Raw genomic sequence first — 10,273 nt, 5'->3', positions numbered from 1 at the left:
AGCCAAGGTTTTCAGCTTATAGGACAGATACGAAAAAATGTAGGGATTGGATCTTGAAAAAAAGACAAAATCTTTCTTCAGATTTTTATTAAAATCAAAATGTGTTTGAACCGTTTTTGGTCCAAAACATAAAAATTGTCTCATAGGTTATTTGGTAGTTTTGGTGTCGCGAAAATATATAAACACCTAATAACTAGCTACATTAGTCGATAAACTACCTATAAAAACGTTGAATAACAACTTTTTTCGGCTAAATTCAATTTTAAAAATCATTAAAATTATTTATTTCACAATAAAACAGAAGAATTTTCTTAAATTATTACAAATAACTCGTGTTTTTTTAATATTTTAAACAAAAAAAACAAAATATCTTACAAAATAAACCAATATTAAGTTGCGAAAAAGATTTTAACATTTGTTTGTTTTTTAACCTACAAATCATCTTAATTTTTTTCATTAAAAATTTGATTTTATAATGGCATATTTTTTATTAAATTATTTTACTAAATAAGAAAAGTACTAAATCATTTTACATTTGTCATTTTTGTTGAATTTCCCACAAAACAATAAAACATTATCTATCAAACACTTAAAACATAAATCAGAGAAATTTTATAGCCTAAAAATTTTAAATTCTCTTAAAATTCTTTTTTACTCACTGATAATCAAGATTTCAATAGAAATATTTTGAAAGATAAAGCCTACTTAAAATTACATCGGATAGTTGGCAGAAAATTAAATTTAAAAATCTGCTATAAAAACAAATCATGAAATAATATGTAATTGGTCGATAATTATTATCGACAAAATACCTTGAACGTATTTTATTTCTTACATATCGATAAAGACACACGTATTAAGTTAAAAATTAGCGTCTTACAAAAATGTGTCATATGAAGCGGAAGTTTATCAGTGAAAAAAAAGTATAATTAAACCAATTTTCACCTTACTACAAATTTCATTTTTATTTCAAAAAGGAGATATTTCGCTTTAATCCTTCAAACTTTGTTCTTTTGATCGGAGAGTTTTTAAAAACAACCCGAAAAGTTTCTTCTGTAATTTCTGTCCAATCTTTTTTAGAAAAAGAAAGCAATTCAGGATTAGGATTAAAGAGAGGTTCTGAATGAGGTTTCGAAAACCGATTCCATGGACAAACATCTTGACAGGTATCACAGCCAAACATCCATTCATCAAATTTCCCCTTCATTTCATAAGGAAGATTTTCTTTTAATTCGATTGTATAATAAGAAATGCATTTACTGCCGTCGACAACATAAGGAGCTACAATTGCCTGAGTAGGACAAGCATCAATACAAGCAGTACAAGAACCGCAATGATCAGTTACTTTGTGATCATATTCTAAATCAAGATCCACAACAAGTTCTGCTATAAAATAGAAAGAACCTACTTTTTGAGTTATTAAATTACTGTTTTTTCCAATCCATCCCAAGCCGCTTTTTGCCGCCCAAGCCTTATCTAAAACTGGAGCTGAATCAACAAAAGCTCTACCTGAAACTGCTCCAATATTTTCTTCGATTGAATGAAGAAGTTCTTTCAGTTTTTCTTTAATAACAAAATGATAGTCTTGACCATAAGCATACTTTGAAATTTTAAAACTATCCGAATTTTGAGATTCCGAAGGAAAATAATTAAGAAGAAGCGAAACAACACTTTTTGCGTCATCAACCAATAAAGTAGGATCTAAACGTTTGTCAAAATGATTTTCCATATAAGCCATCTGACCATTATGATTATTATTTAACCATTTTTCTAAACGAGGCGCCTCTTCTTCCAAAAATCCAGCTTTCGAAATACCGCACGAAAGAAACCCAAGCCTTTTAGCTTCGTCTTTTATGAATTTTGAATATATTTCTTTCGAATTTATGCTCATCTTTTAGAAAATGAAACTTCAATATTAACCGGTTTTAAAGTCACTAATGGATTAAATTCTACTTTATCCGTATTTGACTTTACAACATAACGTTTTACAATCTGCGAAATCGCCAAGCACATTTCATATATAGCAAATCCCGCTCCAATACACATTCTTGGTCCGGCTCCAAAAGGATAAAAATATTGCATGGATTGTTTTTTTTGCTCGCCAAGAAATCGTTCTGGAATAAACTCGTCCGGATTTTCCCAATACTTCGGATTTCGATGAAGCTCATAAAATGAAACCCCAATCAAAGTTCCTTTTTTAATTTTATACTTGCCCACAATATCATCTTCCACATTTTGCCTATCTGTTATCCAAGCCGGAGGATATAATCGCATTGATTCATTCAAAACAGCATTTATATAAGTCATTTTTTGAAGTTGCTCAATAACATTATCCGTCTGCGATTCAATTTCTGTAATTTCATCCAAAACCTTTTGCTGTACTTCAGGATATTTTCCCAAAAAATGAAGTGTAAAAGTCAAGGCGTTTGCTGTTGTCTCGTGTCCCGCTATAAATAATACCTTTATTTCGTCTATTAATTGTTGCATAGACATGCTTTCGCCTGTATCTTCATAACGAGTTTCCATCAGCATGTTGAGCAAATCATTAAAATCTTCATTGGAGACATTTCGTTCTTCAATAATCTCCTGTATGATTTGATTGTTCTCTTGTGCTAATTGCAAATGCTTTTTGACCTGACCGCTTAATGAAAACCATAAAGCTTTATGAGGAAGCCTGATTTCTTTGACCAAAAATTTTTGGACTTCTTCTATAATAAATTTAATGCGATGCAGTTTTTCTTCTGAAATAGAAAACTCAAATAACGATTTTGCAACAACATTAAATGCCAATTGGCTCATTGCCGGAAAAGCATTAACAATCTCGTTCTCTGTCAAATTATCAATTTCAGAACTAATTGTATTATTCATATTCTCGACAAGCATATTCATTTTCTGTTTATGAAATGCCGGCTGAATAAGCCTTCTTTGCTTCAACCAAAAATCACCATCGCTAGTTAAAAGTCCTTTTCCTAAATATTTAGAAAGATAAACCGATTGAAATTTTGACTTGTGATAATTCTTTTGATTTTTAACCAAAATATATTGAACGATTTCATTATCTCGAGACAAAATCAAATGCTTAGAAAAACCAATCTTCAAAGAAAATGAGTCACCTAACTTGTCAAAATATCTTTTATGAAACGGTATAGGATTTCTACGCACTCCTTCTGAGTCTAAAAAGAATCTTGCAATTGAGAGCTTATTCGGATAATTATATTTTTTGCTTTGAGACATTTTGAATAAAAGTTAAACAAACCGCCTTAATTAATTATGGTGCTTATTTTTTCTTGTCAATACCGTTTATTTATTGTGTTTCAGAATCCAATCTGTAATATCTTTTATATTCTGAATTTCAGTTTCAGGTGTATTCATTCCAACATCATGTCCTTTGCCTTCCCTAATAATCAATTTTGTTTCTACCCCTTTTCTTTTTAGTTCATTGTATAGATTTTTTGATTGACTTACATCGACTAAGTCATCAGCGTTGCCGTGAATTAACAATGTTGGTGTATTCGAAATATTGCTAAACGGACTTATCTTAGTTAAAGCAACATTATTTCCAGTTGGGTTAATTTTGGCTCCAGCCAATTTTTCAATAATATCGAGATGTCCACTATTTTTTCTAAGTTCTAACGCTTCAGGAGAATCCAATCTCGAAGGCGCGCACAAAGCCGTAATAGACTTCATATTCTTCTTTGTATAGCCATATAATAAGGCTAAATGAGCACCTGCGCTAATTCCAACAATATGGTATCCTTTTTTAGCATAACCATATTTACTTGAAGTCTTCGAAACATAAGCAACCGCATTATCTATATCTGCCAATAAATCCTTAGCCGAAATAGTCTCATTTACATAACGATAATCTAGATTAGCAACAACAAAACCTTTATTAGCAATATCCTGAGCATGCTTGGTTGTGTATTCCAGTCCGCCCATCGACCAAGCTCCTCCATGTAGAAGAATAACAACTGGCACATCTTTTAAATTTCCATTCGGAACATACAAATCCAAAATTTGCTGTGGCGATTTTCCATATTCGAGATGTGGAAAATAATTGGTTTGACCAAAGGAGAGGCCAAAAGCAAAAAGGAAAATTAAAAGGTAATGCTTCATAAAATGTCTTTAAAATAATCCACCTTGGATATTTGTATTAACCTTTCCTAAATGTTTATAAGCTTTCTCTGTAACTTCACGGCCACGTGGCGTACGCATAATAAAACCTTCCTGAATCAAAAAAGGTTCATAAACTTCTTCAATAGTCTCACTGCTCTCAGAAACAGCTGTTGCTAAAGTCGAAAGTCCAACAGGTCCACCTTTAAATTTATTAATAATGGTCAATAGAATTTTATTATCCATTTCATCTAATCCATGTGCATCGACATTTAATGCTTTCAAAGCATACCGCGAGATTTCTAGATCAATTCTTCCATTTCCTTTTATCTGAGCAAAATCACGTACTCTTCTCAACAATGCGTTTGCAATACGAGGTGTTCCACGGCTTCGACCTGCTATTTCAATAGCCGCTTCTAAGTCTATTGGCGTTTTTAATATCGAGGCGCTTCTTTCAACAATTGTAGTTAAAAGTTCGGTGGTATAATATTGCAAACGAGATGAAATTCCAAAACGGGCACGCATTGGAGCAGTCAATAATCCCGAACGTGTAGTGGCACCAATAAGCGTAAACGGGTTCAAATTTATCTGGACCGTACGTGCATTTGGACCAGATTCAATCATAATATCGATTTTGAAATCTTCCATTGCCGAATATAGATATTCTTCAACAACGGGGCTCAATCGGTGAATTTCATCGATGAATAAAACGTCGCGCTCATCTAAATTAGTAAGCAAACCGGCCAAGTCGCCAGGCTTGTCTAAAACCGGCCCAGAGGTAATTTTGATTCCAACTTGAAGTTCATTGGCCAATATATTTGCCAAAGTCGTTTTTCCAAGACCAGGAGGCCCATGAAAAAGAGCATGATCAAGTGCTTCGCCACGCTGATTAGCTGCCGCAACAAAGACTTTCAAATTTTCCAAAACTTGATCTTGTCCAGCAAAATCATCAAATGAGAGTGGACGCAATCTTTTTTCAAGATCTAATTCTTCTGAGTTATATCCTTTAGTTGTAGGATCTAGATTTTCATTCATCCTACAAAGATATAGAAAGTAATCAGTTTCTAAAACAGTAAAACTGAAGGTTTAAAACTTTAACTAAACAAAAAAAGGCTATCATTTCTGATAGCCTTTTTGATATTTTTAGTGGTGTAAAACTTCTTCACCTTCTTTCATTGGTACATTTTGAGGAACAAAATCTACATCGTGATTTGGGTTACTGTAGTCATACGGCCAACGATATACATGAGGAATTTCTCCCGGCCAGTTACCGTGCATGTGCTCAACTGGAGTTGTCCACTCTAAAGTTGTAGATCTCCATGGGTTTTGAACCGCTTTCTTACCGTAGAAAATACTGCTGAAGAAATTGTATAAGAATACTAATTGGAACGCACCTCCTACAAGAGCAAATGTTGTAATTAAAACATTCACATTTTGTAAATCATCAAATAATGGGAAGTTTGTATTTGTATAGTAACGTCTTGGTAAACCTGCTAATCCAATAAAGTGCATTGGGAAGAAAACTCCATAAGCACAAACTGCAGTTACCCAGAAGTGAATATAACCTAAGTTTTTATTCAACATTCTTCCGTACATTTTAGGGAACCAGTGGTAAATACCAGCAAACATTCCGTAAAGTGCAGAGATACCCATTACTAAGTGAAAGTGAGCAATTACGAAGTAAGTATCATGAACATTAATATCTAAAGTACTATCACCTAAAATGATTCCTGTTAAACCTCCAGTGATGAAAGTAGAAACCATTCCAATAGAAAACAACATTGCAGGGTTAAACTGTAAGTTACCTTTCCATAATGTAGTGATCCAGTTAAATGCTTTTACTGCTGATGGAATCGCAATCAATAAAGTTGTAAATGTAAATACAGATCCTAAGAAAGGATTCATACCTGAAATAAACATGTGGTGACCCCAAACAATAGTCGATAAGAATGCAATTGCAAGAACTGACATAATCATCGCTCTGTAACCAAAGATTGGTTTACGAGAGTTTGTAGCCATAATTTCAGATACAAGACCCATTGCAGGCAAGATTACGATGTAAACCTCAGGGTGTCCTAAGAACCAGAATAAGTGCTCGAACAATACAGGAGAACCACCTTGGTAGTGTAAAACTTCACCAGCAATATAAATATCAGATAAGAAGAATGAAGTACCAAAACTTCTGTCAAAAATCAATAATAAAGCCGCAGACAACAATACAGGGAACGAAATAACACCAATAATAGCTGTTACAAAGAACGTCCAGATTGTAAGAGGAAGTCTAGTCATAGACATTCCTTTTGTTCTTAAATTGATTACAGTTACAATGTAATTTAAAGATCCCATCAAAGAAGATGCGATAAAGATTGCCATCGAAACTAACCATAAAGTCATACCAGTTCCAGAACCAGGAATTGCTTGTGGCAATGCACTTAATGGAGGATAAATTGTCCAACCTGCAGAAGCTGGTCCAGCCTCAACAAATAAAGAACAAACCATTACAACAGCAGACAAGAAAAACAACCAGTAAGAAATCATATTCATGAATCCTGATGCCATATCTCTTGCTCCAATTTGAAGTGGAATAAGCAAGTTACTAAAAGTACCACTTAAACCAGCTGTCAATACAAAGAATACCATTATGGTACCATGAATCGTAACTAATGCTAAATAAATATCATTTGCCATTACACCATTTGGTGCAAATTTATCGCCTAATAAAACATTAAAAATTTTGAAAGACTCCTCTGGCCAAGCCAATTGCATTCTGAAAAGCAAAGACATTACGATACCAATGATTCCCATGATAATACCTGTAATCAAGTATTGTTTAGCAATCATTTTGTGATCAATACTAAAAATATATTTAGTAATGAACGTGTCTTTATGATGATGTTCGTGCTCGTGATCGTGTCCGTGATCGTGACCGTGCGCTTCTGCTGACATATATGTGTACTTTAAATTTTCTAAATAATATTATTTCATCGCAACTTTAGCTACAGCTGCTTTTACAGTATCAATAACCGCTTTCACAGTATCTTGTACTTTTGCAGTAGTATCTGTAGTTGGAGCAGCTCCTTCAGCTGGTTTCTCAGCTGCTTTTGCTGCAGCAATATCTTGAGCTAAAGTAGTTTTTTCACTTAACCATTTTTTATAATCTTCAGGAGTATCAACAACAACTTTCATTTGCATGTTGTAGTGAGAAGCTCCACAAATTTTATTACATAATAATAAAAAATCAAAAGTATAAGGATCTAAAGCTGTTCCGCCTTTAGCAACTAACTCAACGCTCTTTTCAGCTCTAAGTTTGTTGATTTTTGCAACTTTCTCCTTCATAAAATCCAACTCTCTGTATTCAGCAGTTGTATATGTAGGAACAAAAGCAAATTCAGTAACCATACCAGGAACACAGTTCATTTGTGCTCTAAAGTGAGGCATGTAAGCTGAGTGCAAAACATCTTGAGAACGCATTTTGAAGTGAACCTTTTTCCCTTTAGGAATATGCAATTCAGTAACTACGATATCATCTTGAGAATTCTTATCAGACATATCAACACCTAAAGTGTTAACCCCTTCGATCAATCTTACATTCGCTTTTCCTAATGTATTATCAGCACCAGCGTATCTTGCAGTCCATTTAAATTGTTGCGCGTATAATTCGATTTCAATTACATCTTCGTCTTTGTCAACAAACATAATGTTGTTCCAAGCGTATAATCCGTAAAGAATTAAACAAGCCAACACTACAGATGGAATGATACTCCAAATTGCTTCAAGTTTATTACTATCTGCAAAAAACAATGCCTTTCTGTCTTTGTGTCCTCTGTTTTTGAAAGAAAACCAATATAATAAACCTTGAGTAATAACTTGAACTGTGAAGATCAAAACCCAAGTAATATTCATTAAGTTATCTACTAAAAGTCCGTGCTCAGAAGCAGGAGTATGAAGTGCTAAATTACCCCATTTCAGTAAACCATAAATCGTAAATATATAAATGAAAGCTAAAAAGCCAAACATAATATATCCTTGAACATTATTATCATTATCTGATGCAACCTGAGAATCGTCCGAAGAAGAACCTACCTGAGTAAGGTCAAATATCTTGGTCAATTGCCATAATGCAACTGCTAATAAAACTACAACTATAATTACCAACAAACTTGTCATCTGTTTACTTCTTTAAATATTAATAATGAAAATGTTTACTTTCTTCGATGAAAGGATTTCTTTTTGCTAACAAAGGAGCTTTAGTTAATGCAGTAAATACAACAAAAATAAATAAACCTAAGAAGAAAAGAATAGATGCAATTTCAGGAACACCAATAAACCATTTGTCTCCAACTGTACCAGGCATGATCATATTAAAGAAATCAACATAGTGACCTAATAAGATAACGATACCAGCCATTACAATAACCCAGTTAAGACGTTTGAAGTCTGTGTTGATTAATATCAATAATGGGAAAACAAAGTTCATAACTACAGCACCAAAGAATGGCAAGTTATATAATTGAATTCTTGTTACGAAATAAGTAACCTCCTCTGGAATATTAGCATACCAGATCAACATGAATTGAGAGAACCATAAATAAGTCCAGAAAACACTAATACCAAACATAAATTTAGCTAAATCGTGAATATGACTTGTATTTACGTACTCTAAATAACCTTTTGATTTTAAGTAAATTGTCACTAAAGCAATAGATGTAATACCACTTACAAAGAAAGAAGCAAATACATACCATCCAAACAAAGTACTGAACCAGTGTGGATCAAATGACATAATCCAATCCCAAGACATAATAGACTCAGAAACAATAAAGAATACTAAGAATCCTGCAGAAGCTTTGAAATTCTTTTTGTAGTAAAGATCATCATTAGCTTCGTCTTGTGCTAAACAGTTTTTTCTTGAAAAGTGACGGTAGATGTTCCATCCTAATAAAAAGACAAACGCTCTAGCAATCCAAAATGGGAAATTTAAATATCCAGATTTTCCAGCAATAATTGCATCATAGTTTGGGCTTTTTGGATCAGTAACTCCCTCGCCTAACCAAACAAAAATGTGATTAAAGTGCAATCCGCATAAAACTAATATAATAAAGAAAATGATTGAACCAGCTGGCAAGTAAGCAGTAATACCCTGCATCACTCTAAATAAAACTGGAGACCAACCTGCTTGAGCCACTTGTTGAATAGCGTAAAACGCTAAAACTCCCATAGAAAGCAGTAAAAAGAAAATAGAAGCAACATATAATGCAGACCATGGCTTATTTTGCAATTGGTGCAATACATGAGTTAAATGTTCAGTATGTTCATCAGCTGCTCCAACTTTTTCATGCTCACCATCTTTGTGTGATTCATGTGAAGCTTCAGCAGCTTCATGATGCGCAGCATCTTTATGAGAAGCTTCAGCAGCTTCTTCATGTGCAGCCCCATGCGAACCGTGAGCATCCGCAGCTAGTATTTTTTCAACTTCTTGAATATCTTTAGGTGCACTTAAAAAACCATACCCAATTCCCAATAGTCCTAGAACCATTAAGATGATAGAAAAAGTTTTTAATTTACTTGAAAATGTATACATATCTATTACGATCAGTTTGTTCAACAATTATAATTGGCTTTTTAGTTTTAGAACATAGTCAGCAACTAACCAACGTTCGTGGGCACTTAATTGATTTGCGTGTGAACCCATTGCATTTAAACCATAAGTCTCAACATGGAATACACTTCCTTCAGTGATTACCCTGTCTTTATAGCTAGGTACCCCAAGAAATTTTTCTCTTTCAACCAATTTACCTTTACCGTTACCAGCAGCACCATGGCAACTGATACAATAAATTTCGAAAAGCTCTTTTCCTTTACCAGAATTTCTTTCTTCTTCAGTTAAAGGTGATTTTAAATTAGCTTTTGCTAATTCATAACCAGCTGTCGAATTTTCATATTCATAAGGTTCAAAACCTCTATTAATAGTTCCTACAACAGGAAGCTGTCCTTCTTTTCCACCCTTGAATATGTTTGCTTCTGAATATGGCTCGTAAGCAACAGACTCATACATATTTGGGAAATACTGATAGTTCGGTGCCGAATTATTGTGGCAAGATGAAACTAAAATAGTTATACCAACTAAAAGTGTTATTTTATATATCCTTTTCATAGCTAC

General features: G+C 33.5%; 8 protein-coding genes. All 8 read right to left on the bottom strand.

Annotated features, from left to right (window positions below):
• Positions 1–964 precede the first annotated feature (964 nt).
• Entirely contained in the window at positions 965–1,891 is a 927-nt protein-coding gene (gene queG, locus SCB73_RS10085) for a tRNA epoxyqueuosine(34) reductase QueG (protein WP_320569894.1), read from the bottom strand.
• A complete protein-coding gene (locus tag SCB73_RS10080) occupies positions 1,888–3,234 on the bottom strand; it encodes a cytochrome P450 (protein ID WP_320569893.1) in 1,347 nt (448 codons plus the stop codon). Before SCB73_RS10080 ends, queG begins: the two co-directional genes overlap by 4 nt.
• A 66-nt stretch (positions 3,235–3,300) precedes the next feature.
• Positions 3,301–4,116 carry an alpha/beta hydrolase gene (locus tag SCB73_RS10075; RefSeq protein ID WP_320569892.1) on the bottom strand — a complete coding sequence of 272 codons (816 nt, stop codon included), beginning with the start codon at positions 4,114–4,116 and terminating at the stop codon, positions 3,301–3,303.
• 9 nt (positions 4,117–4,125) lie between these two features.
• On the bottom strand, positions 4,126–5,148 hold the full coding sequence (ruvB, locus tag SCB73_RS10070; protein ID WP_132990855.1) for a Holliday junction branch migration DNA helicase RuvB: 1,023 nt from the start codon (positions 5,146–5,148) through the stop codon (positions 4,126–4,128).
• Between the two features lie 108 nt (positions 5,149–5,256).
• Positions 5,257–7,059: a cytochrome c oxidase subunit I gene (locus SCB73_RS10065; protein ID WP_320569891.1), complete on the bottom strand. Its 1,803-nt coding sequence runs from the start codon at positions 7,057–7,059 to the stop codon at positions 5,257–5,259.
• A 30-nt stretch (positions 7,060–7,089) separates the two neighbouring features.
• Entirely contained in the window at positions 7,090–8,280 is a 1,191-nt protein-coding gene (locus SCB73_RS10060) for a cytochrome c oxidase subunit II (protein WP_320569890.1), read from the bottom strand.
• Positions 8,281–8,299: 19 nt separating this feature from the next.
• On the bottom strand, positions 8,300–9,694 hold the full coding sequence (locus SCB73_RS10055) for a quinol:cytochrome C oxidoreductase (RefSeq protein ID WP_320569889.1): 1,395 nt from the start codon (positions 9,692–9,694) through the stop codon (positions 8,300–8,302).
• Positions 9,695–9,721: 27 nt separating this feature from the next.
• Entirely contained in the window at positions 9,722–10,267 is a 546-nt protein-coding gene (locus tag SCB73_RS10050) for a c-type cytochrome (protein WP_320569888.1), read from the bottom strand.
• Positions 10,268–10,273 lie beyond the last annotated feature (6 nt).

This window comes from Flavobacterium sp. KACC 22761, assembly GCF_034058155.1.
Classification (GTDB): Bacteria; Bacteroidota; Bacteroidia; order Flavobacteriales; family Flavobacteriaceae; genus Flavobacterium.
The sequence above is the reverse complement of the archived record's forward strand: the minus strand, read 5'-3'. Positions and strand labels throughout refer to the sequence as shown.

Coding starts and splice junctions, on each gene's coding strand:
- SCB73_RS10055 (WP_320569889.1), bottom strand. CDS start 9,694: ATGTATACATTTTCAAGTAAATTAAAAACTTTTTCTATCATCTTAATG.
- queG (WP_320569894.1), bottom strand. CDS start 1,891: ATGAGCATAAATTCGAAAGAAATATATTCAAAATTCATAAAAGACGAA.
- SCB73_RS10060 (WP_320569890.1), bottom strand. CDS start 8,280: ATGACAAGTTTGTTGGTAATTATAGTTGTAGTTTTATTAGCAGTTGCA.
- SCB73_RS10050 (WP_320569888.1), bottom strand. CDS start 10,267: ATGAAAAGGATATATAAAATAACACTTTTAGTTGGTATAACTATTTTA.
- ruvB (WP_132990855.1), bottom strand. CDS start 5,148: ATGAATGAAAATCTAGATCCTACAACTAAAGGATATAACTCAGAAGAA.
- SCB73_RS10065 (WP_320569891.1), bottom strand. CDS start 7,059: ATGTCAGCAGAAGCGCACGGTCACGATCACGGACACGATCACGAGCAC.
- SCB73_RS10075 (WP_320569892.1), bottom strand. CDS start 4,116: ATGAAGCATTACCTTTTAATTTTCCTTTTTGCTTTTGGCCTCTCCTTT.
- SCB73_RS10080 (WP_320569893.1), bottom strand. CDS start 3,234: ATGTCTCAAAGCAAAAAATATAATTATCCGAATAAGCTCTCAATTGCA.